This is a genomic window from Enterobacter sp. BRE11 (assembly GCF_031844285.1).
Taxonomy (GTDB): Bacteria; Pseudomonadota; Gammaproteobacteria; order Enterobacterales; family Enterobacteriaceae; genus Pantoea.
The window spans coordinates 1-24,247 of record NZ_JAUZUX010000019.1 but is presented as its reverse complement, the minus strand read 5'-3'; the positions used below and the strand labels follow the sequence as shown (position 1 = coordinate 24,247).

Sequence of the window (24,247 nt, the reverse complement as noted above, 5' to 3'; positions counted from 1 at the left end):
ACATCCCGGCGCCTGAACAGGCGCTGAAAAAGTCAGGACTCGAATGAGCGAACAGAATACCTATTGCGGCTTTGTCGCGATTGTCGGCCGACCCAACGTCGGCAAATCCACCTTACTGAACCAGCTGCTGGGGCAGAAGGTGTCGATCACCTCGCGTAAGCCGCAAACCACGCGTCACCGCATTATGGGCATTCACACCGAAGGCGAGTATCAGGCCATCTATGTGGATACGCCCGGGCTGCACATGGAAGAGAAGCGCGCCATCAACCGTCTGATGAACCGCGCGGCCAGCAGCTCTATCGGTGACGTCGAGCTGGTCATTTTCGTGGTCGAAGGCACGCGCTGGACGCCGGACGATGAGATGGTGCTCAACAAGCTGCGCGACAACAAAGTGCCGGTGGTGCTGGCCATCAACAAAGTGGACAACATTCAGGATAAAAGCATTCTGCTGCCGCACCTGCAGTTCCTTAGCCAGCAGATGAACTTCCTTGACATCGTGCCCATCTCCGCCGAAAGCGGAAAGAACGTCGATACGATTGCGGCGATCGTGCGCAAGCGTCTGCCGCAGGCGGACCACCACTTCCCGGAAGATTACATCACCGACCGCTCGCAGCGCTTTATGGCGTCGGAGATCATCCGCGAGAAGCTAATGCGCTTCCTCGGCGCTGAGCTGCCGTACTCGGTGACGGTGGAGATCGAGCAGTTCGTCAGTAACGATCGCGGCGGCTACGATATCAATGGCCTGATCCTCGTCGAGCGCGAAGGGCAGAAGAAGATGGTGATCGGCAACAAAGGCGCCAAAATCAAAACCATCGGCATTGAAGCGCGCAAAGATATGGAAGAGATGTTCGAGGCCAAAGTGCATCTCGAGCTCTGGGTCAAAGTGAAATCGGGCTGGGCCGACGACGAACGTGCGCTGCGCAGCCTGGGCTACGTAGACGACCTCTGATCCTATGGAAGGCTGGCAACGCGCCTTTGTGCTGCATAGTCGCCCCTATAGCGAAACCAGCCTGCTGCTCGACCTCTTCAGCGAAAGTCACGGGCGGGTCAGGGTGCTGGCGAAAGGCGCGCGCGCGCGCCGCTCGCAGCTGAAAGGCACGCTGCAGCCCTTCACGCCGCTGCTGGTGCGCTGGACCGGGCGCGGCGAGGTCAAAACCCTCACCAAAGCCGAAGCGGTTTCGCTGTCGCTGCCGCTCAGCGGCATTACGCTCTACTGCGGCCTCTACGTTAACGAGCTGGTGTCGCGCGTGCTGGAGCAGGAATTTCCCTTCACAGAACTCTTTTTCGACTACCTGAACTGCCTGCAAACGCTGGCGGCGGCCAACAGCTCGCCTGAACCGGCGCTGCGTCGTTTCGAGCTGGCGCTGCTGGGTCATCTCGGCTACGGCGTCGACTTTCTGCACTGCGCCGGCAGCGGCGAACCGGTCACCGACAACATGACCTACAGCTACCGCGAAGAGAAGGGCTTTATCGCCAGTCTGGTCGCCGGTCAGCGCAGCTTCACCGGCCGCCAGCTGCGCGCGCTGTGGGAACGTGACTTTCCCGATGCCGACACGCTGCGCGCCGCCAAGCGCTTTACCCGCATCGCGCTGAAACCCTACCTGGGCGGCAAACCCTTGAAGAGCACCGAGCTGTTTCGCCAGTTCGTGCCGAAAAAGCGGCCTGATGCCGCCAGCCCGTAGCGCTGTGCCTGCGCCGCGCGCCGCGGTACACTCTGATTTTTCGACATAGTTAAGCTGAGGATTGTCATGGCTGAGTTGCTGTTAGGGGTCAACATCGATCATATCGCCACGGTACGTAACGCACGCGGCACCCACTATCCCGATCCGGTTCAGGCGGCTTTCGTCGCCGAGCAGGCGGGCGCGGAAGGCATTACCGTGCACCTGCGCGAAGATCGCCGCCATATCACCGATCGCGACGTGCGGATTCTGCGCGACACCATCCAGACGCGCATGAACCTGGAGATGGCGGTTACCGACGAGATGGTAGGCATCGCCTGCGATATCCAGCCGCACTTCGTCTGTCTGGTGCCGGAGAAGCGCGAAGAGGTGACCACCGAAGGCGGCCTCGACGTGGCGGGCCAGCAGGAAAAAATCAACGCGGCGGTGAAGCAGCTGAGCGACGCGGGCATCCAGGTTTCGCTCTTTATCGATCCCGATCATCGCCAGATTGAGGCGGCGGTCGCCAGCGGCGCACCCTATATCGAAATTCATACTGGCGCCTACGCCGAGGCGCCGGAAGGATTGCCGCGCGAGGCTGAGCTGGCGCGCATCCGCCACGCCGCCACCTTTGCCGCCAGCCTGGGCCTCAAGGTCAACGCCGGCCACGGCCTGACCTACCACAACGTCCAGCCGATTGCCGCCCTGCCGGAGATGCACGAGCTGAATATCGGCCACGCCATTATCGGCCGCGCGCTCTTCAGCGGTCTGGCCGACGCGGTAAAAGAGATGAAGCTGCTGATGCGGGAAGCGCGTCGCTAATGGCTATTCTCGGACTGGGCACCGACATCGTCGAAATCGAGCGTATCGCCGGCGTGATTGAGCGCTCTGGCGACCGCCTGGCGCGGCGCGTGCTGAGCGAAGCCGAGTGGCAGCAATATCAGCGTCATCAGCAGCCGGTGCGCTTCCTGGCCAAGCGCTTCGCCGTCAAGGAAGCGGCGGCCAAAGCCTTCGGCACCGGCATTCGCGGTGGACTGGCGTTCAATCAGTTTGAAGTGTACAACGATGAGCTGGGCAAGCCGGGGTTGCGCTTTTTCCACCACGCCAGCGACGTAGCGGAAAAGCTGGGCGTCAGGCAGGTTCACGTCACGCTGGCGGATGAGCGTCATTACGCCTGCGCAACGGTGATTATCGAAAACTAGTGGTGCAGCACCACGAACTTCTCCCACAGCGCATCGCGCGATTCGATGTGCTGTGGATCGATAACAATGGTGTTATCGATAGGGCAGACGCTCTGGCAGGTTGGCGCATCGTAATGCCCGACGCACTCGGTGCAGCGGCTGGCGTCGATCTCGTAGATCTCCGCGCCGAGTGTAATCGCCTGGTTAGGACATTCGGGTTCGCACATATCGCAATTAATGCATTTGGCGGTAATCAGCAGCGCCATGATTTCACCTGATTAGCTAAAAACGGCGCCATTATACTCGCGTTCGCCGCCTAGTTCAGCTTTTTCACCAGCGCTTCGCTGTGGCGGATATGGCTGGCGGCGCGCTCTGGATCGTTCTGCACCAGCGCCATAAACAGCAGGTCGGTCAATGCCAGCTGCGCCGTGGTCGACGAGATGGCGGCGCTGCGCGTGCTCTGTTCTTCCGCGACGGTATAGAGACAGTGGGTTGCGGTCTGCTGCAGGCTGTTGGGCGTAAAGCCGGTAAACGCCAGCACGTAGGCGCCGATCTGCGCGGCTTCCTGCGCCGCCAGGTTGATCTCTTTACGCTCGCCGGTATAAGAGATCGCCAGCAGCACGTCGCCGGGACGCATCGCCTGCACGCTGGCCAGCAGCGCGTGCATATCCTGCTCCGCCACCGCATTGATGCCAATCTTCATCAGCTTCCAGGAAAAGTCTTTCGCTACCAGCCCCGACGCGCCAATGCCTACCAATACGATACGCTGGGCATTTTTCAGCAAGTGCAGCGTCTGGTTCAGCTTCTCTTCGCTGTTGATATCGAGCGTAGCGCGAATGGCCGAGAGCTTCTCGGTAAGCAGCTTCTCACCCACGGTTTTTAACGAGTCGTCGCTGAGAATATGATTATGCACGGTAATAGCGTCGCGAGCCGCCAGCGACTCGCTCAGGGCCAGCTTAAGCGCCGGAAAGCCCTTGTATCCCAGCTTCTGCGCGAATTTCACCACGCTCGACTGGCTTACGCCCGACTCTTCAGCCAGCTTCTGCGAGCTGAGATGGCGCGCCCGATCCGGCTGTGACAACAGAAAGTCCGCCAGCCGACGCTCGTTTAGCGCCAGACGCGGATAGAGCTGACGAATGCGCAGCAATGAGCTCATGCCTGGTCCTCGTTTAGGTAGCCTGCCGTAAGATGTTTGTCTCTGCTGAAGAATAAACTATTCACCTGGCATTGTAGCCACTGGAATTAAAAATAGCTGTCTTCGCCGCTGCCGCGGTTGATGGCTACAATAAAAAACCATAGGGCGAACAAAACAGAAAGGAGCGTTTTTTGACCAAGGGTACACAACGTCGCGTGGTGTTTTTCGATCTGGACGGCACACTGCACCAGCAGGATATGTTCGGCACCTTTATGCGCTATTTGCTCTGGCGTCAGCCGCTCAACTTGCTGCTGGTGGTGCCGCTGCTGCCGGTGGTCGGGCTGGGACTGCTGATTAAAGGGCGCGCGGCGCGCTGGCCGATGAGCCTGCTGCTCTGGTCGATCACCTTTGGCCGCTCGGAGCGCACGCTGCTGCGCCGCGAAGCAGCCTTTGCGCAGTGGTTTCGCCAGCGTGTGACCGCATTTCCGGTGGTGCAGCAGCGCCTGACCGACTATCTGAGCAGCGACGATGCCGACGTCTGGCTGATTACCGGCTCGCCGCAGCCGCTGGTAGAGCAGGTCTACTTCGACTCGGCGTTTCTGCCGCGCGTCAAACTGATTGCCAGCCAGATGCGGCGCGGCTTCGGCGGTCGCGTGCTGGCGATGCGCTGCCTCGGCCATGAGAAAGTGGTTCAGCTCGAAGAGCAGATCGGCACGCCGCTGCAGCTCTATAGCGGCTACAGCGACAGTAAGCAGGATAATCCGCTGCTCTTTTTCTGCCAGCACCGCTGGCGCGTCACGCCGCGCGGCGAACTTCAGCAGCTGGAGTAGGGTTGCATCTTCGATTCTGCGCGCGGGATCGCTATAATGCGCCGCTTTGCTGCTGCCGGGAGTGAGCCTGCGTGAATCAATCTCAAGACGAATACTGGATGCGCCATGCGCTGCGGCTGGCGCGCATCGCCTGGGAACAGGGCGAAGTGCCGGTCGGCGCGGTGCTGGTGCAGGGCGATCGCGTTATCGGCGAAGGGTGGAACCGGCCCATCGGCCAGCACGATCCGACCGCCCACGCCGAAATGATGGCGCTGCGTCAGGGCGGCAAGGTGCTGGAGAACTATCGCCTGCTGGATACCACGCTCTACGTGACGCTGGAGCCCTGCGTGATGTGCGCCGGCGCGATGGTGCACAGCCGCATCACGCGGCTGGTCTACGGCGCCAGCGATGAGAAAACCGGCGCGGCGGGTTCACTGATAGATGTGCTCGGCCATCCCGGCATGAATCATCAGGTCGTGCTGCAGAGCGGCGTGCTGGCGGAGGCGTGCGCGGCGATGCTGAGCGACTTTTTCCGCATGCGGCGCGAGCAAAAAAAAGCGCTGCGTCAGGCGCAGCGCGGAACGAACTAACGCGGCCTCAACGCCGCGCTTTACGCCTTGCCTAATTCATGGCGATTTCCGGCGCCACCGCCGGATAGCCGCTGCCCAGCTCCGCCTCTTGCGCCGCCTGCTGGGCCAGGCGTTTCTCCTGCTCCTGCAAATAGCCTACCAGGCTCAGCTGATACTTACGGATATTCTCGACGTAGTTATAGGCTTCGTGGCCGCGCGCGTAGCCGTAGGTGGTCTGCGCGTAGTAGCGTTTCTGGCTCAGCATCGGTAGCCGCAGCTTGACGTCGGCCCAGCTGTCAGGATTGCCGCCCTGTTTCGCCGTGAGCTTGCGCGCATCCAGCATATGGGCGTAGCCCATATTGTAGGCCGCCAGCGCGAACCAGATGCGCTCATCTTCGGGAATGGTCGCGGGCACCTTTTCCATCATGCGCTGTAGATAGAGGCTGCCGCCGCGAATGCTCTGCTCAGTGTCGGTACGATCCTCAACGTTCAGGCTGTCGGCGGTGTTGCGCGTCAGCATCATCATGCCACGCACGCCGGTGGGCGAGGTCGCCAGCGGATTCCAGTGCGACTCCTGATAGGAGATCGCCGCCAGCAGCCGCCAGTCGATACTGGCCGCATACTTCTCAAACAGCGGTTTGATCTCCGGCAGCGTCACGTCGATGGCGCGCAGGAAAGTGCGGGTATCGACATAGTCGAAGGTGCCGACGTGGCCGAGATACTTCTCCTCCAGGCGCGCCATCACGCCTTCTTCACCCATCGAGTTAAAGAAGTCGAGCATCGCGGCGTTCAGGCTGCTGTCGTCGCTGTGCGGCACATACCAGGTCACCGGCTCTTCATCCGTGACGTCAAACGCCACCGCCAGCTGCGGGTGGATGCGCTGCAGCAGGGCGATGGTGACGGAATCGCCGATGGTGTAGTCGAGCTTGCCGTCGGCAACCGCCTCCAGTAGCGCTTTCGGCGACTGATCGGTGGAGATCACCCAGTTGAGATCGGGAAACTGTTTATCGCGCGCCGTTTTCAGCGACGACAGGTAGGCGGAGCCGGAAGCAACCCTGAGCTCACCTTTGAGATCGCCGAGGTTTTTCGGGCGCGGCTTATCGACGCGATAGACCATCTGCTGGGACACGGAGTAGTAGCTCGGCCCGGTTTTATAGCGCGCCAGCCTTTCATCGTTGTAAATCAGGCCCGCTGCCAGCAGGTCCGCCTTGCCGTCGTCGAGATCGTCAAACAGATCGCTGAGGTTTGGGCGCACCGTGACCTTGAGCTTAACGCCCAGATAGTCGGCAAAGCGCTTCGCCAGCTCGTAATCCATACCGGCCGGGGCTTTATTGATGGTGTAGTAAGTCAGCGGGGAATTGATGGTACTGATACGCAGCACTCCCCACGATTTTATCTGCGAAATCGCATCCTGTCCGTTGCCGTACCACGGGATCGATGGCCATAACGCCATCGCCAGCAGCAGGGTAACGAGACCGATCAGCAGATAGTTTAATTTTAGGCGTTTCAAATAGTTGTCTCTCGCTGGCTCCAAGGCCTCTGTCTTTTAAAGGCAGTATTGATCTTTTTTGAACTCCCAGAGCGAGGGGCATTTTGCGCAACTCGGCAGCGTAGAGCAACTTATAAAGCAGGTTTTGCGCAAAATTCAGGCAATTCCGCAGGCAGAGAAATTATGCGCAAACGGTTTCGTCGAGCGGGGTGTTTCTCTATAATACCGCCCGTTTTCTGCTGTTGTGCCCCTTGAAGCGTCGCACGGCGCTCTGACGAGAGATTAAATGATGGAAATTCTGCGTGGTTCGCCCGCCCTGTCGGCATTTCGTGTAAACAAACTGCTGACCCGCTTTCAGGACGCTCATCTGCCGGTGAGTGACATTTACGCCGAGTACGTCCATTTTGCCGATGTCAGCGCACCGCTGAACGCTGATGAAAAAGCGCGCCTGCAGCGCCTGCTGAAATACGGTCCTTCTCTCGCCGAACACGCGCCGCAAGGCCGCCTGCTGCTGGTGACGCCGCGTCCCGGCACCATTTCGCCCTGGTCATCCAAAGCGACCGACATCGCGCACAACTGCGATCTGCCGCAGGTGCGCCGCCTGGAGCGCGGTCTGGCCTTCTATGTGCAGGCGCCGCAGCTGACCGAGGCGCAGTGGCAGACGCTTCAGGCGCTGCTGCACGATCGCATGATGGAGACGGTTTTCAGCGATCTGTCGCAGGCGGAAGCGCTGTTCGCGCATCACGAGCCGCAGCCGCTGAAAAGCGTTGATGTGCTGAATAACGGCCGTCAGGCGCTGGAAGAGGCGAACCGCACGCTGGGGCTGGCGCTGGCGGACGATGAAATCGACTACCTGCTGGCAGCTTTCCAGCAACTGGGCCGCAACCCGAACGACATCGAACTCTATATGTTCGCGCAGGCTAACTCCGAGCACTGCCGTCATAAAATCTTCAACGCCGACTGGATTATTGACGGCGAAAAACAGCCGAAATCGCTGTTTAAAATGATTAAAAACACCTTCGAGAGCACCCCGGACCACGTGCTGTCAGCCTATAAAGACAACGCGGCGGTCATGGAAGGCTCGGAAGTGGGACGCTTTTACGCCGACGCGCAAAAGGGCGAGTATGAGTATCATCAGGAGGCTGCGCATATCCTGATGAAGGTAGAAACCCATAACCATCCTACGGCGATCTCACCGTGGCCCGGCGCCGCGACCGGCTCCGGCGGCGAGATCCGTGATGAAGGCGCTACCGGACGCGGTGCGAAGCCGAAAGCGGGTCTGGTCGGCTTCTCTGTGTCGAACCTGCGTATTCCCGGCTTTGAGCAGCCCTGGGAAGAGGACTTCGGCAAGCCGGAGCGCATCGTCAGCGCGCTGGATATCATGACCGAAGGCCCGCTGGGCGGCGCGGCGTTCAATAACGAATTTGGGCGTCCGGCGCTGAACGGCTATTTCCGCACCTATGAGGAGCGGGTCAACAGCCATAACGGCGTCGAGCTGCGCGGCTACCACAAGCCGATCATGCTGGCGGGCGGCATCGGCAACATCCGCGCCGATCACGTGCAGAAAGGGGAGATTACCCTGGGCGCGAAGCTGATCGTGCTGGGCGGTCCGGCGATGAATATCGGCCTGGGCGGCGGCGCGGCCTCGTCCATGGCGTCAGGCCAGTCCGACGCCGATCTCGATTTCGCTTCGGTGCAGCGCGACAACCCGGAAATGGAGCGCCGCTGTCAGGAGGTGATCGACCGCTGCTGGCAGATGGGCGAAGAGAACCCGATTCTGTTTATTCACGACGTGGGCGCGGGCGGCCTCTCCAACGCCATGCCGGAGCTGGTGAGCGACGGCGGCCGCGGCGGCCGCTTTAACCTGCGCGACATCTTGAACGATGAGCCAGGCATGAGCCCGCTCGAAGTGTGGTGCAACGAGTCGCAGGAGCGTTATGTGCTGGCGGTAGCGCCTGAGAAGCTGGCGCAGTTCGACGCGCTCTGTCAGCGCGAGCGCGCACCCTACGCGGTGATTGGTGAAGCGACCGAAGAGCAGCACCTGAGCCTGAGCGACAGCCACTTTGACAACACGCCTATTGATATGCCGCTGGATGTGCTGCTGGGCAAAACGCCGAAGATGACGCGCGACGTGGTCACGCAGCAGGCCAAAGGTGAGCCGCTGCTGCGCGACGGCATTACCCTGAGCGACGCGGTAAACCGCGTGCTGCACCTGCCGACCGTGGCGGAGAAAACTTTCCTCGTCACCATCGGCGACCGCACCGTTACCGGCATGGTGGCGCGCGACCAGATGGTCGGCCCGTGGCAGATTCCGGTGGCAAACTGCGCGGTCACCACCGCCAGCCTCGACAGCTATCACGGCGAAGCCTTCGCGCTGGGCGAGCGCGCGCCGGTTGCGCTGCTCGATTTCGCCGCCTCCGGCCGTCTGGCCGTGGGCGAAGCGCTTACCAACCTGGCGGCGACGCAGATTGGCGATCTCAAGCGCGTGAAGCTTTCCGCTAACTGGATGGCGGCGGCAGGCCACCCTGGCGAAGATGCTGGCCTCTATGAGGCGGTTAAGGCGGTAGGCGAAGCGCTCTGTCCTGCGCTTGGCATCACGATTCCGGTGGGCAAAGACTCTATGTCGATGAAAACCCGCTGGCAGGAGGGCATCGAGCAGCGCGAAATGACTTCGCCGCTGTCGCTGGTTATTACCGCCTTCGCCCGCGTGGAAGATGTGCGCCGCACCGTCACGCCAGAGCTGCAGGCGGACGGCGAAAACCTGCTGCTGCTGATCGATCTGGGCAACGGCGCCAATACGCTGGGCGCCACCGCGCTCTCGCAGGTCTACCGTCAGCTTGGCGACAAGCCCGCCGACGTGCGCGACGCGCAGCAGCTGGCGGGCTTCTTTAACGCCATTCAGGCGCTGGTGGCACAGCAGAAGCTGCTGGCTTACCACGACCGTTCAGACGGCGGCCTGCTGGTGACGCTGGCGGAAATGGCCTTTACCGGCCACTGCGGCGTCGAGGTCGATATTGCTGCGCTGGGCAGCGACGCGCTGGCCGCGCTCTTTACCGAAGAGCTGGGCGCAGTGATTCAGATTAGAGCTGAAGATCGCGCGGCCGTGGAAAAGGTGCTGGCGGAGCAGGGACTGGCAGCGTGCAGCCACGTTATCGGCAGCGCGCAGCGCGGTGACCGCTTTGTGATTCGCTCCGGCGACAGCGCGGTCTATAGCGAAAGTCGCACCACGCTGCGTACCTGGTGGGGCGAAACCAGCTGGCAGATGCAGCGCCTGCGTGATAACCCGCTCTGCGCCGATCAGGAGCATGAAGCGCGTAAAGATGACAAGGATCCTGGCCTCAACGTCCATCTGACCTTTAATCCGGAAGAGGATGTCGCCGCGCCGATGATCGCCACCGGTGCGCGTCCGCGCGTTGCGGTGCTGCGTGAGCAGGGCGTCAACTCCCACGTCGAAATGGCGGCGGCGTTCCATCGCGCAGGCTTTACGGCGGTCGACGTGCATATGAGCGATCTGCTGGCGGGACGCCGCGGCCTGGACGAATTCCAGGCGCTGGTGGCGTGCGGCGGCTTCTCCTACGGCGACGTGCTGGGCGCTGGTGAAGGCTGGGCGAAATCCATTCTGTTCAACAACCGCGTGCGCGACACGTTTGAGAGCTTCTTCCATCGTCCGCAGACGCTGGCGCTGGGCGTCTGCAACGGCTGTCAGATGATGTCCAACCTGCGCGAGCTGATCCCGGGCAGCGAACTCTGGCCGCGCTTTGTGCGCAACCAGTCAGAGCGTTTTGAAGCGCGCTTCAGCCTGGTGGAAGTGGCCGCCAGCCCGTCGCTGCTGCTGGACGGCATGGCTGGCTCGCATATGCCGATTGCGGTCTCGCACGGCGAAGGCTTTGTGGAAGTCCGCGACGGCGCGCATCTGGCGGCGCTGGAGTCCAAAGGACTGGTTGCGCTGCGCTTTGTCGATAACTACGGTAAGGTGACCGAAACTTACCCGGCTAACCCGAACGGCTCGCCTAACGGCATCACGGCGGTGACCAACGAAAGCGGCCGCGTGACCATCATGATGCCGCACCCGGAGCGCGTTTTCCGTACGGTAAGCAACTCCTGGCATCCAGCGGAGTGGGGCGAAGACAGCCCATGGATGCGCATCTTCCGCAACGCGCGTAAACAGCTGGGCTAATCCCGCCCGGCACGACACAAGGAGACAGCGATGTCTCCTTTTTTTATCTCTGTTGGCAAATGGCGACAGCTGCCTCCTTTCGCTGTCTCCAAAAGGAGACATTTATCCTGATGATAAATCAGCGATTAACACTCAGGGTATCGATGTGTTGGGTTTTAGCGACAGCAGAAGAGGTGCATCAGGCAACAGACAGAGCAAAGCAGGCTGGCAACCTCATGAAAAAGAAAGTTATTTATTTTTTGGCACGAACTTTGCTAATATTAACGCGTGGCTCATTCTCCTGTTTATGATTGCCCCGCTTCGGCGGCAGAGCTCATAAAAACTGAATGACGCACCAAACGGAGCCTGCCGTCCACCAACCGATAATCGTTTGCTCTGCAACGTTATCAAGCATCGGGCGCAACGTTGAGTTAGGCTCCACCTTCTTTTCGGGCGATGCTGCGGCGCCGCTCTCACGGCAGGCCAAAAGGCCTGCCGTTTTCATTTCCGCTCTATCTTCCACCGACGGACTTCGCTAGCATTCTCACAGCCTTTATTACAGGAAGCGACCGCGTGAGAAGATGGCGTTTATTTCCCCGATCGTTGCGCCAGCTGGTGCTGATGGCGTTTTTGCTGGTGCTGCTGCCGCTGCTGGTGCTTGCCTGGCAGGCCTGGGAAAGTTTGTCGGCGTTAAGCGATCAGGCCGTCGATACCAACCGCAACACCTTCACCGACGTGCGCCGCAGCGAAGCGATGGCGCGCACCGCGCTGGAGCTGGAGCGCAGCTACCGGCAATATTGCGTGCTGGGCGATGCCACCCTGGCGCGCCTCTATGAGACTCAGCGCGTGCGCTATAGCCAGATCCTCGAGGCTCACGCCTCCAGCCTGCCTGAGCTGGCGGCGTTTCAGACCCTGCGCGCGACGCTGCCGCAGCTCGCCGAACTCAAGTGCGATAACGGCAACCCGGTCAACGCGGCCTCGCAGGCGCTGGAGCGCTTTTCCGCCGTGAATGCGCAGCTGGTGCAGGAAACGCGCGAAGTGGTGTTCGCGCGCGGGCTGCAGCTGCAGCGCGAAATCGCCGATCGCGGCCAGTTTTTCGGCTGGCAGGCGCTTATCCTGTTTATCGTCAGCCTGGCGCTGGTGCTGCTGTTCACCCGCATGATTATCGGACCGGTAAAAAGCGTCGAACGCATGATTAACCGGCTCGGCGAAGGGCGCGAGCTGGGCGCGACCGTGGCGTTTCGCGGCCCGCGTGAGCTGCGCTCGCTGGGACAGCGCATCGTCTGGCTCAGCGAGCGGCTGGCGTGGCTCGAGACGCAGCGCCATGCGTTCCTGCGCCACCTCTCCCACGAGCTGAAGACGCCGCTCGCCAGCCTGCGCGAGGGCACGGAGCTGCTGGCGGACGAGGTGGTGGGCGCGCTGAACGGCGACCAGAAAGAGGTCGTGGCGATCCTGGATACCAGCAGCCGTCATCTGCAGCGCCTGATTGAGCAGCTGCTCGACTACAACCGCAAGCTGGCAGAGGGGCCGACGACGCTGGAGAGGGTGGATATCGACGAGCTGGTGGATATGGTGGTCGGTGCCCATGCGCTACCGGCGCGCGCTAAGCTGATGCATGTACATTGCGACCTTCAGGTGAAAAGCTGTCTGGCGGAGCCAATGCTGCTGATGCGCGTTATTGACAACTTATACTCTAACGCCGTGAACTATGGCGGTGAATCCGGTAGCATTTGGCTGCGCAGCCAGCTGCACGGCGACAAGGTGTGGATAGAGGTCGCCAACAGCGGCACGCCGATTCCCGCTAAAGAACGGGAAATGATATTCGAACCCTTTTTTCAGGGGAGCCTGCAGCGCAAAGGGCCGGTCAAGGGCAGCGGGCTGGGACTGAGCATCGCCAAAGACTGTCTGCGCCGCATGCAGGGGGATCTGCTGCTGATCGACAGCAAAGATGCCGACGTTTGTTTTCGCATTGTACTGAATCACACAGCCGGGAATCACTGACAGATGAATATCGTCTTCGCCTCACTTTTTACTGCGCTGCTGAGCCTTTCGCTCAGCGGCTGCAGCGCCTCCCCGGCCGCCTCGTCCGCGCATCGCGACGCCGTCGTCGCCGAGCCGGAGGTCAGGCTTCCCGATTATCTGGCGACCGACTGCGCCAGCGTCTGGCGCAACGAAAGCGCGACGGCAACGGGGAATCCGCTCTACTGGCTGCGCGCCATCGACTGCGCTGAGCGCCTGTCGCCCGCAGAGGCGCGTGCGGAAGCGCATCGCTGGCCGGTAGAAGGCTGGGCGCGCGCCTTTAAAAACGGCATCCTGATGGCTAACGGCAACGTTATGCCGCTGGAACGCCGCGGTTACGTCGACGTGCTGGATGCGTACAGTGCCCGCTTTCCCGGCGCGGTGCGCCCGCTGATTCAGCTGTGGCGCAGCAACCAGGTCGCGCAGCTCGATCTCAGCGAAACGCGCACGCGCTTTGCGCATTTGCAGCAAAGCAGCGATGCACAGCTCGACACGCTGCGTCAGCAGCAGACGCAGCTGCGCCAGACCCTTAACGACACGCAGCATAAGCTGGAGCGCCTGACGGATATCGAACGTCAGCTCTCTTCGCGTAAAACGCCGGACGTCACCGAAAGCGGCCATGCGCCGGAAACCTTGCCACGTGAGGAGCCTTAATGGCCAGACAATCCGCACGTCTGCTGCTGGTGGATGACGATCCCAGCCTGCTGAAGCTGCTGGGGATGCGCCTCAGCAGCGAAGGTTACCAGGTCACTACCGCCGCCAGCGGGCCGGAAGCGCTGCGCCTGCTGCAGAAAGAGCAGATCGATCTCGTCATCAGCGATTTGCGTATGGATGAGATGGACGGGCTGGCGCTGTTCGGCGAGATCCAGAAGCGTAACCCCAGCCTGCCGGTGATTATTCTCACCGCGCACGGCTCGATTCCCGACGCCGTCTCCGCCACGCAGCAGGGGGTATTCAGCTTCCTGACCAAGCCGGTAGACCGCGACGCGCTTTATAAAGCGATCGACGACGCGCTGGCGCAGCGCGCGCCAGCCAGTGACGACCGCTGGCGCGAAGCGATTGTCACCCGCAGCCCGATTATGCTGCGGCTGCTGGAGCAGGCGCACATGGTGGCGCAGTCCGACGTTAGCGTCTTAATTAACGGCCAGAGCGGCAGCGGCAAAGAGGTGCTGGCGCAGGCGATCCACGCCGCCAGCCCGCGCGCGGGCAAACCTTTTGTCGCCATTAACTGCGGCGCGCTGCCGGAGCAGCTGCTGGAATCAGAGCTATTTGGTCACGCTCGCGGCGCCTTTACCGGCGCGGTCAGCGCGCGGGAGGGGCTGTTTCAGGCGGCGGAAGGCGGCACGCTGTTTCTGGACGAAATCGGCGATATGCCGCCGTCGCTGCAGGTAAAGCTGCTGCGCGTGCTGCAGGAGCGTAAAATTCGTCCGCTCGGCAGCAATCACGATATCGACATTAACGTGCGCATTATCTCCGCCACGCATCGCGACCTGCCGAAGGCGATGGAGAAGAAAGAGTTCCGTGAAGATCTCTTTTACCGCCTCAACGTGGTCAATCTTAAGCTGCCGGCGCTGCATGAGCGCACGGAAGATATTCCGCTGCTCGCTGGCCATCTGCTGCGTCAGGCGGCGGATCGGCATAAACCCTTTGTGCGCAGCTTCTCCGTAGATGCGATGAAGCGGCTGATGACGGCGAGCTGGCCGGGCAACGTTCGCCAGCTGGTCAATGTCATCGAGCAATGCGTCGCGCTGACCTCGTCGCCGGTGATCAGCGATGCGCTGGTCGAGCAGGCGCTGAGCGGCGAGAACAGCGTATTGCCAACTTTTGTCGAAGCGCGCAACCAGTTTGAGCTGAACTACCTGCGTAAGCTGTTGCAGATGACCAAAGGCAATGTCACCCATGCCGCCCGGCTGGCCGGGCGCAATCGCACCGAGTTTTATAAGCTGCTGTCCCGACATGAACTGGACGCCAGCGATTTTAAAGAGTAGCTTTCTGGCGCGATGAAGCGCCTGAGAGCGTCGACGAATGCCCCGGCGGCCGGGATGCGTTGCGGGCAACGCGCCTGTAGCCAGCGGCTGCGGGTCTATACTTACAGCACCCCATCCGGCCACGGAGGGAGTGAGAAAAGGGTCTGACATGAAAAAGATTGATGCGATTATCAAACCATTCAAACTCGACGATGTGCGCGAAGCCTTAGCTGAAGTCGGCATCACCGGGATGACGGTCTCTGAAGTAAAAGGTTTCGGTCGTCAGAAAGGTCACACCGAACTCTATCGCGGCGCGGAATATATGGTCGATTTTCTGCCGAAGGTGAAAATCGAAATGGTCGTGGGCGACGACATCGTCGACACCTGCGTGGAAACCATTATGAAAACCGCGCAGACCGGTAAAATCGGCGACGGTAAGATCTTTGTTTTCGACGTGTCGCGCGTGGTACGTATTCGTACCGGCGAAGAGGACGAAGAGGCGATTTAACGCCGTAAACCTGCGGGCCTGGTCTGTAGCTGAGTGCCAGCGCAGGTGATATAGCCCGATCGTAAAGACGCAAAATACGGCATCTTTGCCAGCCCGGCCCGCGCGATTACGCACCTCATCCCTGAGGTGCGTCCGTAAACGGGCTAATGCGTTACGTTTTTCAAAAACCCTTCCGGCGTTTTTGTCCCTGGCGCGGGACGCTTTGCTCTCCGGTCTGTACTACCTGCTACCGGGCATTATGTGCCGCCTGTAGTCGGTTCCTGAAGCAGCATCAAAGCCCTTTATGCGGGCCAAACACTTCATAGTGAATGCGTGAAGCGTCGACGCCCGCGTCTTGCAGCTGACCGGCGATAAACTGCATAAAGCCGATCGGACCGCACAGCCAGAACTGCGTGCGCGCATCCTGCAATCGTGCGGATTCGGCAGCCAAATCCATCATGCCCTCGGCATCGAAACGGCCAGCGTCGGCCGCCTCCGGCACGCGGTACCAGACGCGTTTCTCAAAGTCGCGCAGGCGCGCGCCCGTCTCAGCCACTTCTTCCGCAAAAGCGTGCTGCGCACCGTTTTCCGCCGCATGCAGCCAGGTCACCGGTGCGGCATGCTGCTGTTCAGCCAGCGCATGCAGCATTGCCAGCGTCGGCGTTACGCCGACGCCTGCAGAGATCAGCGCTACCGGCGTCTCCGTACCTGCTTCCATAAATACGTCGCCGTGCGGCGCGGTCAGATCCAGCACATCGCCGACCTGCGCTTTTTCATGCAGCCAGCCGGAGACGGTGCCTTGCGCATCGCGCTTCACGGCGATGCGGTAGCTTTTGCCGTTGCTGGTGTGGGTCAGCGAATACTGGCGATTCTGCTGAAACTCAAATTCGGCGGGATGCAGATGCACGGTGAGATACTGGCCTGGTTTAAACGCCGCAACCGCGCCGCCGTCGACCGGGGTCAGGGTAAAGCTCTTGATAACGGAACTTTGCGTGTCGATAGCGGCGATGCGGAAGGGGCGCGTGCCGCGCCAGCCGCCTACCTGCTGCTCGGTTTCCTGATAAATCGCCTCTTCGCGCTGGATAAAGACATCGGCCAGCACGCCGTAAGCGCGGCCCCACGCCGCCAGCACCTCATCGCCTGGATTTAGCAGCTCCTTAATCGTGGCCAGCAGGTTCTCGCCGACAATCGCGTACTGTTCCGGCTTGATCGCCAGGCTGGCATGCTTCTGAGCGATCTTTTCGACGGCGGGCAGCAGCGCCGCCAGGTTATCGAGATTCGCACCATAGGCGCAGATGGCGTTAAACAGCGCCTCGCGCTGGTTGCCATTGCGCTGGTTATTCATATTGAAGACGTTTTTGAGTTCGGGGTGCTGCGACAGCATGCGATCGTAGAAGTGAGCGGTAAGCTTCGGTCCTACGGCGGCAACGGCGGGAAGCGTGGATTTCACGGTGGCGATGGTTTGTGCGTCAAGCATGGGAATACCTCCGGCTGCGTAAAGTTGTATTTTAAATGTATGTTATAGTTGTACCCTCGAGGTTGTAAATAACCCGCTGCGAAATCGGGCCGGGGCGCTGGCAAGGTTTTGGTACAAATTGAAAAAAATTTGCCCCACAACCTGACGAAAAATCGTGATGTGTATGCCGTATACAAAAGCGTAAAAAACCTTTGCCAGCGCGAAGCCAATCGTTTGCGTGTAAAGCGGAATTGGCGCTACCGTCACCTGGCAAAACGGTTTACACTGTTGGCCTTTGCTCCGTAAGGGAGCCTAAACCGCCGTTAAAAAGTTAGCTGAGTCAGGAGATGCGGATGTTAAAGCGTGAAATGAACATTGCCGATTATGATGCCGAGTTGTGGCAGGCGATGGAGCAAGAGAAAGTGCGTCAGGAAGAGCACATTGAACTGATTGCTTCTGAAAACTACACCAGCCCACGTGTAATGCAGGCGCAAGGTTCGCAGCTCACCAATAAATACGCGGAAGGGTATCCGGGAAAACGCTACTACGGCGGTTGTGAATATGTCGATATCGTTGAGCAGCTGGCGATCGATCGCGCGAAAGCGCTGTTTGGCGCCGACTTCGCCAACGTGCAGCCGCATTCCGGCTCTCAGGCTAACTTCGCCGTCTATACCGCGCTGCTGCAGCCGGGCGACACCATTCTGGGCATGAATCTGGCGCATGGCGGTCATCTGACTCACGGTTCGCCGGTCAACCTTTCCGGCAAACTCTACAACGTCGTGCCTTACGGCATCGATGAGAGCGGCAAAATTGACTACAACGAGCTGGCGGAACTGGCGAAAACGCATCAGCCGAAGATGATCGTTGGCGGCTTCTCCGCCTATTCCGGCGTCTGCGACTGGGCGAAGATGCGTGAAATTGCTGACAGCGTCGGCGCTTACCTGTTTGTCGATATGGCGCACGTGGCTGGCCTGATCGCCGCTGACGTCTATCCGAGCCCGGTGCCGCATGCGCACATCGTCACCTCGACCACCCATAAAACCCTGGCGGGTCCGCGTGGCGGCCTGATCCTGGCGAAAGGCGGCGACGAAGATCTCTACAAGAAACTTAACTCTGCCGTCTTCCCGGGTGGGCAGGGCGGTCCGCTGATGCACGTTATCGCCGGTAAAGCGGTGGCGTTCAAAGAGGCGATGGAGCCGGCGTTCAAAGCGTACCAGCAGCAGGTAGCGAAAAACGCCAAAGCGATGGTAGAAGTGCTGATTGCGCGCGGCTACGACATCGTCTCCGGCGGCACCCATAACCACCTGTTCCTGATCGACCTGGTGAGCAAGAACATGACCGGCAAAGAGGCGGACGCCGCCCTGGGCCGCGCCAACATTACCGTTAATAAAAACAGCGTGCCGAACGATCCGAAAAGCCCGTTTGTCACCTCCGGCGTGCGTATCGGTACGCCTGCGGTCACTCGTCGCGGCTTTAAAGAAGTGGAAGTTCGCGAGCTGGCTGGCTGGATCGCTGACGTGCTGGACAACGTCAACGACGAAGCGACTATCGAACGCACCAAACAGAAAGTGCTGGATATCTGCTCGCGTCTGCCGGTTTACGCCTAAGCGTACGCCAGCGCGATCGTGACTGAGGATGGCTTCGGCCATCCTTTTTTATTGCCTTTTTTAGGCTAAAATCGCGCGCACTTACTTACTATGGACGCTTTGCTGCGGGAGGCAGAATGACTATCGGCTCGGCGAAATGGCTCGGTCTTGGCTATTTCACTTACTTTTTTTGCTACGGCACTTATCTGCCTTTCTGGGGCGTCTGGCTCAAAGAGACCGGCCTTGACGCGGAAAAAATCGGCCTGCTGCTGGGCTGCGGCATGGTGGCGCGCTTCATGGGCAGCCTGCTCATCGCTTCACAGGTCAAGCATCCGGCGCAGCTGATTACCGCGCTGCGCCTGCTGGCGCTGGTGACCTGCCTGTTCGCCGCTGGCTACTGGATAGGGCAGCAGTGGCTGTGGCTGCTCTTTGTGATGGTGGGCTTTAACCTTTTTTTCTCGCCGCTGGTACCGCTCAGCGATGCGCTGGCCGCCACCTGGACGCAGCAGATCGGACTCAAATACGGGCCGGTGCGGCTGTGGGGATCGCTGGCGTTCGTGATCAGCTCCGCGCTGACCGGGCTGCTGGTAAACCACTGGTCATCGCAGGCGATTCTGGCTCTGCTCTCCGTTGGCGTGCTGGCGATGCTGGGCGGTATGCTGTTGCCGCCGCATACCCGACCCCAGGGCGAGGAGCGGCACAGCGCGACAGGCGGCGGCTGGCAGGCGTGGCGCGATCTGCTGCGCGAGAACAGCGTGTGGCGCTTTATGCTGTGCGTCACGCTGATGCAGGGCGCGCACGCCGCCTACTACGGCTTTAGCGCCATCTGGTGGCAGCAGAGCGGCTATTCCGCTTCGGTGGTCGGCTATCTGTGGTCGCTCGGCGTGGTGGCGGAGATTGTGGTTTTCGCCCTGAGCAATCGCCTGTTTCGCCGCTGGCGCGCGCGCGATCTGCTGCTGCTCTCCGGCCTCTGCGCGCTGGCGCGCTGGACGCTGCTGGGCGCGACCGTTGAGCTGCCGTGGCTTATTGTGGGGCAGATCCTGCACTGCGGCAGCTTTACCGTCTGTCATCTGGCGGCAATGCGTTTTATCGCCGCGCGCCGTGGCCCGGACGTGATTCGGCTGCAATCGATCTATTCAGCGCTGGCGATGGGCGGCGGCATCGCGGTGATGACCATGGTTTGCGGCGTGCTGTTCGCGCATCTTCAGGGCCATCTCTTCTGGGTAATGGCGCTGGTGGCGCTACCGGCGCTCTTCTTGCGGCCGCGCGCGGTTTAAGCCTCCAGCAGCGCCCGGATACGCTGCTGCTGGTGTTCGCTCAGCGGCAGCTCGGCGTGGATCAGCGGCGGCGAATAGAGCGGCAGCGAAGTGGCGTAAGGCGAGATCACCAGCGCGATTTCGCGCGGCGCGCCCTCGCGCTGAAAATCGCTCATCTCCTGATATTTGATATTTATCGGGAGCAGGGTGATTTCGCGAAGCTGCTGCTCAATCTGCTGCTCAAGCCGGGCATTATCGCCCGTCAGCAGCAGCACCTGCTTTTCCTGCAGCGCATTCTCCTGCATTAGCCAGGCGCCGAAGATCACCGCAATCAGGCTCACCTCCTCCTGACTAAAGTCCACATCATATGTTGTTTCAAAACCGCTCAGCGCCTGTTGCGTGGTGCGCAGCAGCCGTGGATAGAGTTTGGTGACGTCCAGCGCGACGCTGTTATCAATACCGATGCCAAAATGGGCGCGATCCAGCGCCTGCGCCAGATGGGTATAAAGCTGCTCCGTCAGTTCCTCGGGCTCGTTGAAGCGCAGGGCAGCCAGCTGCTCGAAGGCGGCGACCAGCTGTCTGGTGGCCAGCATCAGCCGCTGGCTGCAGGGATGGTCGAGCGCGTCAGGCGTGGGCGCGTGGATCAGGCTAAACAGCAGCGTCCAGAATTCCGCCTCGCTGATATGCGGCGCCAGGTGGCAGCGTTTTTGCCAGTGCAGAATGACGTCCATCGCCGCCTCGCGCTCAACCTTTTGCTGCAGCCAGGCAAGCTGACGCTCGTTAAACAGCGCAGGCTGGCGCTGCATCAGGCCATATTTCATAAAAATTTGCAGGAACAGGCGGTCGCGCGTGCTGAAGTCGCGACGGAGCTTCAGGCTGCAGTGCTGAATCAGCGCCTGCAAATTGGTTTCGTCATAGAGCGCTTTTTCGATTTTCATCGCTCTCAGCCGCTGGCGCAGCGGCGCGGCGAAGTGGTCGCGCACGAAATTTTCCGACAAACGCAGCCCGCGCCGCAGCCAGTGCAGCAGGCAAAGTCGCCGATCCAGCTCGGTGCCGTGAATGCGAAAGCTGCCGTCCACCATATGATGCAGTTCCAGCTGGTGATAACGCTGTATCTCATCCCTGACATCTTCGATATCCTGTCGGGCGACAGCGGCCTCAACCCCGTTTAACTGACAGAGTTTTTCGAGCGTAAGCGCGGGAGTAGGCAGATACAGTAGCAGCAGCAGATGACAACGACGCTGTGAACGGGTGAAGAGTGGTGCCAAGGAGGGAGCAGAACTCATTAGTCTGGATTCCAGCGGTCCGGTATTGCGCTAAGAATAGCCAATGGTGAACAGGGCCGCGGCTTTCGGCCGGTTTTTTGTGCAATGCTTCAGGGCGGGTCACAATTTTTTTGTCATTCACAGGAGCGTTTAACCTGGTATGTCTCTTTTTAACCTCAAAAGAAGCGCGCTTTTTACTTTACTGATGACGCTGAGCGCTGCCAGCCATGCGCATCCGCACAGCTTTATCGACATGCAAACCGAAGTGGTTGCCAACGGCGATATGCTGACCGGGCTGAAAATGCGCTGGACCATGGACGAGATCACCTCGGCCGATCTGCTTTACGATGCGGGCGATGCGAAGCCTGGTAGCGATCGCTGGAAAAAGCTGGCGGCGGAGGTGATGGCGAACGTGCTGGGTCAGCACTATTTTTCCGAGGTCTGGCACAACGGCCAGCGCGTAAAATTCCTCAACCTGCCAGCGTCCTACGTGCTATCGCGCAGCGGCAACAAAGCGGTGCTGGAGTTTGTGCTGCCGCTGGCAGAGCCGCCGCAGCTGGCCGGACAGCGTTTCGAAATCCTGACGTTCGATCCCACCTATTTCGTCGATATGACCTATAGAGACGCCCGTGCGCTCACCCTGCCGACCGCGCTGCAGGGCCGATGTGAGGTGGCGCTGCAGACGCCGAAACCTGACAGCTCGCTGAAGCAGTATGCGCTGTCGCTCGATAAAGCCGACGCGCCGCCTGAGCAGATGGATCTGGGGCGTCAGTTTGCGCAAAAGGTAACGCTGACATGTCATTGATACTTTCTCAACGCCGCGCGCGTCGCATCTGGCCGCTATGGCTGCTGGCTCTGGCGCTGGCAGCAGGGGCGCTGGCGCTGTGGCAATACTGGCCGCAGATCCTGCTGCAAAGCGCCATCTGGCAGAGAGGGCTTCATCAGCAGATGGCCCAGCTGCTGCAGCAGGTTAAAAGCGCGCCCGGGCAGGCTGGCGGCCTGCTGGTGCTGTTCAGTCTGGCCTATGGTGTGCTGCATGCGCTGGGGCCCGGCCATGGCAAAGTGGTCATCACCACCTTCCTCGCGACCCATCCGGCGCGCCTTGCTATCACCCTCAGGCTGACGCTGCTGGCGTCGCTGCTGCAGGGCAGCGTCGCCATTCTTCTGGTGACGCTGATGCTGGTGGTGCTGCAGACCTCATCGCGCCAGCTGCATCTCAGCAGCTACTGGCTGGAGAAGGGCAGCTATCTGCTGGTGATCGGGTTAGGGACAGGGATCGGCGTGCGCGCCCTCAAGACGCTGCGACGTCAGCTGCGGCCGCGCGCGCCGATGAAAATCCGCGCCTTGCATGCCGATCATCATCATCATGCAGGCTGCGGCTGCGGCCACGCGCATCTGCCGGATGCGCAGCAGGTCGCTGAGGCTGTCAGCGTGAAAACCCAACTGCTGCTGGTGGCGTCGATGGGGCTGCGTCCCTGTTCAGGGGCGATTATGATGCTGCTCTTTTCGCGCGTTATCGGCGTTTATCTCTGGGGCGTCGTGTCAGCCATAGTCATGGCGCTGGGCACCGCGTTAACCATTTCCGTCATCGGTCTGCTAGTGCAGCGCGCCCGGACGCTGGCGCAGCGGCTGAGCGGTGAAAGCCGCACGACCTCGATGGCGGCGCTGGCGATGCCTCTTTTGGCACTGATCGGCAGCGCGCAGCTGATCGCGACAGGGCTGGCACTGTGGCAGAGTGCTACGTTGGGCATGGGCGGTGGCCTTCGTCCGTTCGGTTAATAATTGCTACAGAGGGCGCAAAAAATAGTATCTTGCGCCCTTGCTTTATTCCGCTTTGCTTATCTAAAACATTCACGCTTCGCTAATTGCAATATGTTGACGCTAACTGTGGTGAAAAGTGTTTTCTCGTCTACGCTAAATAACAACAACCACATGTATTGTCCTTTTTAATATTGATTATTTAACGTTGTCTGTTGCGAGGAGAACCACCATGCACGAAACCCGGATTAATAATGGCACAACAGAAACCATTACTGAAACGCACGCGGGATTACCGTTAAAGCGTATTTCATGGAGCGCCGTATTTGCCGGCGTAATTGGCGCGCTGATTGTGCATATTTTACTGACGCTGCTCGGAACCGCGATTGGCGCCACTACCGTCGATCCTCAGCAGGAGCAAAACCCACTGCAGCATCTTGGCACCGGCGCCCTGATCTGGACCGGTCTGAGCATGCTGATCGCCATGGCGGTTGGTAGCTATCTGGCGGGCCGTCTGGCGCAGCGCGAAGGTGCGCTGCATGGACTGCTGATGTTTGGTCTGAGCACATTATTTACTATCTGGCTGGCCGTTTCTCTCGCCAGCAGCCTGATCGGCGGCGCGTTCAATATTATTGGCGCAGGCTTTCAGGCGGCAGGAAACGGTATTTCCGCAGCGGCACCGGCAGTGACCGATTTTGCTAAGCAGAAGCTGCAGGAAAATAATATTAACCTCGATGATTTGCAAAATGAATTGACCACTACGCTGCGCCAGACTGGCAAACCGGAACTGCAGCCGGAAAATTTACAGCAGGATGCAAATAGCGAAGCGAATAACGCCGAAAATCAGGCGAAAAATACCGCGCAGAATCCACAGAATGCCGATACTGATATTACTAACTGGATTCGCGGCGTGATGAATCGCCATGCCGATACTCTGCAGGCGGCTGACCGCGACGCACTGAAAAATATCATTAAGGCACGCACTGGCAAGAGCGATCAGGAAGTTGAGCAGATCGTAAACCAGGCTGAACAGAGCTATCAGAAAGCGATGCAGCAGTATCAACAGCTGAAGCAGCAGGCAGAACAAAAAGCGCGTGAGGCGGCTGAGCAGGCTGCTGCGGCAACCGCGAAAGCGAGCTGGTACGCCTTCTTTATGCTGCTGATTGAAGCGGTGCTGGCTGGCGTGATGGGACGCATCGGTCGTCGCACTCAGCCGCGTCAGGTGCTGAGCCACGAACGTCGTTAAGATTGAGATTTGGCTAATAAAAAAGGCGGCTGAAAAGCCGCCTTTAATTTTGTCTGGTGCAGACGCGAATGGTATGAATCGATCGCAAAGTCGCTCAAGTCATCCCTGATCGCTCGGCCCGCGCCATCCCTGGCGCGGGACGCTCTGCTCTTCGCTTCATACCATCCGCGTTTTTACCTTTCCAGCGCGAGTTCAAGGCGGCTTAGAGCC

General features: G+C 60.1%; 21 protein-coding genes. 16 read left to right on the top strand and 5 right to left on the bottom strand.

Going from position 1 to position 24,247, the window contains the following annotated elements; translation table 11 throughout:
• Positions 1-43: 43 nt before the first annotated feature.
• The 4 genes from era to acpS all read left to right on the top strand — a co-directional run bounded on the left by era (position 44) and on the right by acpS (position 2,860).
• Positions 44-949: a GTPase Era gene (era, locus tag Q9R34_RS18335; protein WP_103794383.1), complete on the top strand. Its 906-nt coding sequence runs from the start codon at positions 44-46 to the stop codon at positions 947-949.
• 4 nt (positions 950-953) lie between these two features.
• Positions 954-1,682, top strand: a complete 729-nt coding sequence (gene recO / locus Q9R34_RS18330) for a DNA repair protein RecO (protein WP_485895569.1) — start codon at positions 954-956, stop codon at positions 1,680-1,682.
• A gap of 66 nt (positions 1,683-1,748) precedes the next feature.
• Positions 1,749-2,480: a pyridoxine 5'-phosphate synthase gene (gene pdxJ / locus Q9R34_RS18325; RefSeq protein WP_033754003.1), complete on the top strand. Its 732-nt coding sequence runs from the start codon at positions 1,749-1,751 to the stop codon at positions 2,478-2,480.
• On the top strand, positions 2,480-2,860 hold the full coding sequence (gene acpS / locus Q9R34_RS18320) for a holo-ACP synthase (protein WP_434125580.1): 381 nt from the start codon (positions 2,480-2,482) through the stop codon (positions 2,858-2,860). The genes pdxJ and acpS overlap by 1 nt, the downstream gene beginning before the upstream one ends.
• Here acpS and Q9R34_RS18315 read toward each other — a convergent pair.
• Both Q9R34_RS18315 and Q9R34_RS18310 read right to left on the bottom strand, forming a co-directional pair.
• Positions 2,857-3,105, bottom strand: coding sequence for a YfhL family 4Fe-4S dicluster ferredoxin (locus Q9R34_RS18315; protein WP_033791866.1), 249 nt, complete (start codon positions 3,103-3,105; stop codon positions 2,857-2,859). The two genes, acpS and Q9R34_RS18315, sit on opposite strands and share 4 nt — an antisense overlap.
• A 50-nt stretch (positions 3,106-3,155) precedes the next feature.
• A complete protein-coding gene (locus Q9R34_RS18310; protein WP_434125581.1) occupies positions 3,156-3,995 on the bottom strand; it encodes a MurR/RpiR family transcriptional regulator in 840 nt (279 codons plus the stop codon).
• A 170-nt stretch (positions 3,996-4,165) separates the two neighbouring features.
• On the opposite strand from Q9R34_RS18310, the gene yfhb reads away from it, so the two are divergent.
• Positions 4,166-4,804, top strand: coding sequence for a phosphatidylglycerophosphatase C (gene yfhb, locus Q9R34_RS18305; protein ID WP_434125583.1), 639 nt, complete (start codon positions 4,166-4,168; stop codon positions 4,802-4,804).
• A 71-nt stretch (positions 4,805-4,875) separates the two neighbouring features.
• Complete coding sequence (gene tadA, locus Q9R34_RS18300) at positions 4,876-5,373, top strand: tRNA adenosine(34) deaminase TadA (protein WP_485895565.1); 498 nt, start codon at positions 4,876-4,878, stop codon at positions 5,371-5,373.
• Between the two features lie 31 nt (positions 5,374-5,404).
• On the opposite strand, the gene mltF is transcribed toward tadA, so the two are convergent.
• Positions 5,405-6,862, bottom strand: a complete 1,458-nt coding sequence (mltF, locus tag Q9R34_RS18295) for a membrane-bound lytic murein transglycosylase MltF (protein WP_485895563.1) — start codon at positions 6,860-6,862, stop codon at positions 5,405-5,407.
• A 265-nt stretch (positions 6,863-7,127) separates the two neighbouring features.
• Between mltF and purL the strand changes: the two genes are divergently transcribed.
• The 5 genes from purL (at position 7,128) to glnB (ending at position 15,491) form a co-directional block, all read left to right on the top strand.
• The gene (gene purL / locus Q9R34_RS18290; protein ID WP_485895561.1) at positions 7,128-11,018 is read left to right on the top strand and encodes a phosphoribosylformylglycinamidine synthase; all 3,891 of its coding nucleotides are present in this window, start codon (positions 7,128-7,130) and stop codon (positions 11,016-11,018) included.
• A 552-nt stretch (positions 11,019-11,570) separates the two neighbouring features.
• Positions 11,571-12,998 carry a sensor histidine kinase gene (locus tag Q9R34_RS18285; RefSeq protein ID WP_434125590.1) on the top strand — a complete coding sequence of 476 codons (1,428 nt, stop codon included), beginning with the start codon at positions 11,571-11,573 and terminating at the stop codon, positions 12,996-12,998.
• A 3-nt stretch (positions 12,999-13,001) separates the two neighbouring features.
• Positions 13,002-13,670: a two-component system QseEF-associated lipoprotein QseG gene (gene qseG, locus Q9R34_RS18280; protein WP_485895559.1), complete on the top strand. Its 669-nt coding sequence runs from the start codon at positions 13,002-13,004 to the stop codon at positions 13,668-13,670.
• Positions 13,670-15,004, top strand: coding sequence for a two-component system response regulator GlrR (gene glrR / locus Q9R34_RS18275; RefSeq protein ID WP_434125593.1), 1,335 nt, complete (start codon positions 13,670-13,672; stop codon positions 15,002-15,004). Before qseG ends, glrR begins: the two co-directional genes overlap by 1 nt.
• 148 nt (positions 15,005-15,152) lie before the next feature.
• A complete protein-coding gene (gene glnB / locus Q9R34_RS18270) occupies positions 15,153-15,491 on the top strand; it encodes a nitrogen regulatory protein P-II (protein ID WP_033753971.1) in 339 nt (112 codons plus the stop codon).
• Positions 15,492-15,762: 271 nt separating this feature from the next.
• Here glnB and hmpA read toward each other — a convergent pair whose 3' ends face one another.
• On the bottom strand, positions 15,763-16,947 hold the full coding sequence (gene hmpA / locus Q9R34_RS18265) for an NO-inducible flavohemoprotein (RefSeq protein WP_485895556.1): 1,185 nt from the start codon (positions 16,945-16,947) through the stop codon (positions 15,763-15,765).
• A gap of 332 nt (positions 16,948-17,279) precedes the next feature.
• On the opposite strand from hmpA, the gene glyA reads away from it, so the two are divergent.
• The gene (gene glyA / locus Q9R34_RS18260; RefSeq protein WP_485895554.1) at positions 17,280-18,533 is read left to right on the top strand and encodes a serine hydroxymethyltransferase; all 1,254 of its coding nucleotides are present in this window, start codon (positions 17,280-17,282) and stop codon (positions 18,531-18,533) included.
• Positions 18,534-18,649: 116 nt separating this feature from the next.
• Positions 18,650-19,789, top strand: coding sequence for a 3-phenylpropionate MFS transporter (locus tag Q9R34_RS18255; protein ID WP_485895552.1), 1,140 nt, complete (start codon positions 18,650-18,652; stop codon positions 19,787-19,789).
• Here Q9R34_RS18255 and csiE read toward each other — a convergent pair.
• A complete protein-coding gene (csiE, locus tag Q9R34_RS18250; RefSeq protein ID WP_485895550.1) occupies positions 19,786-21,054 on the bottom strand; it encodes a stationary phase inducible protein CsiE in 1,269 nt (422 codons plus the stop codon). The two genes, Q9R34_RS18255 and csiE, sit on opposite strands and share 4 nt — an antisense overlap.
• A 184-nt stretch (positions 21,055-21,238) precedes the next feature.
• Between csiE and Q9R34_RS18245 the strand changes: the two genes are divergently transcribed.
• From Q9R34_RS18245 to Q9R34_RS18235, 3 genes are all read left to right on the top strand, one after another.
• Complete coding sequence (locus tag Q9R34_RS18245) at positions 21,239-21,838, top strand: DUF1007 family protein (protein ID WP_485895645.1); 600 nt, start codon at positions 21,239-21,241, stop codon at positions 21,836-21,838.
• Positions 21,829-22,812, top strand: coding sequence for a nickel/cobalt transporter (locus tag Q9R34_RS18240; protein WP_485895548.1), 984 nt, complete (start codon positions 21,829-21,831; stop codon positions 22,810-22,812). Before Q9R34_RS18245 ends, Q9R34_RS18240 begins: the two co-directional genes overlap by 10 nt.
• Positions 22,813-23,023: 211 nt before the next feature.
• On the top strand, positions 23,024-24,037 hold the full coding sequence (locus tag Q9R34_RS18235; protein WP_434125602.1) for a TIGR04086 family membrane protein: 1,014 nt from the start codon (positions 23,024-23,026) through the stop codon (positions 24,035-24,037).
• The last annotated feature ends 210 nt before the right edge of the window (positions 24,038-24,247 follow it).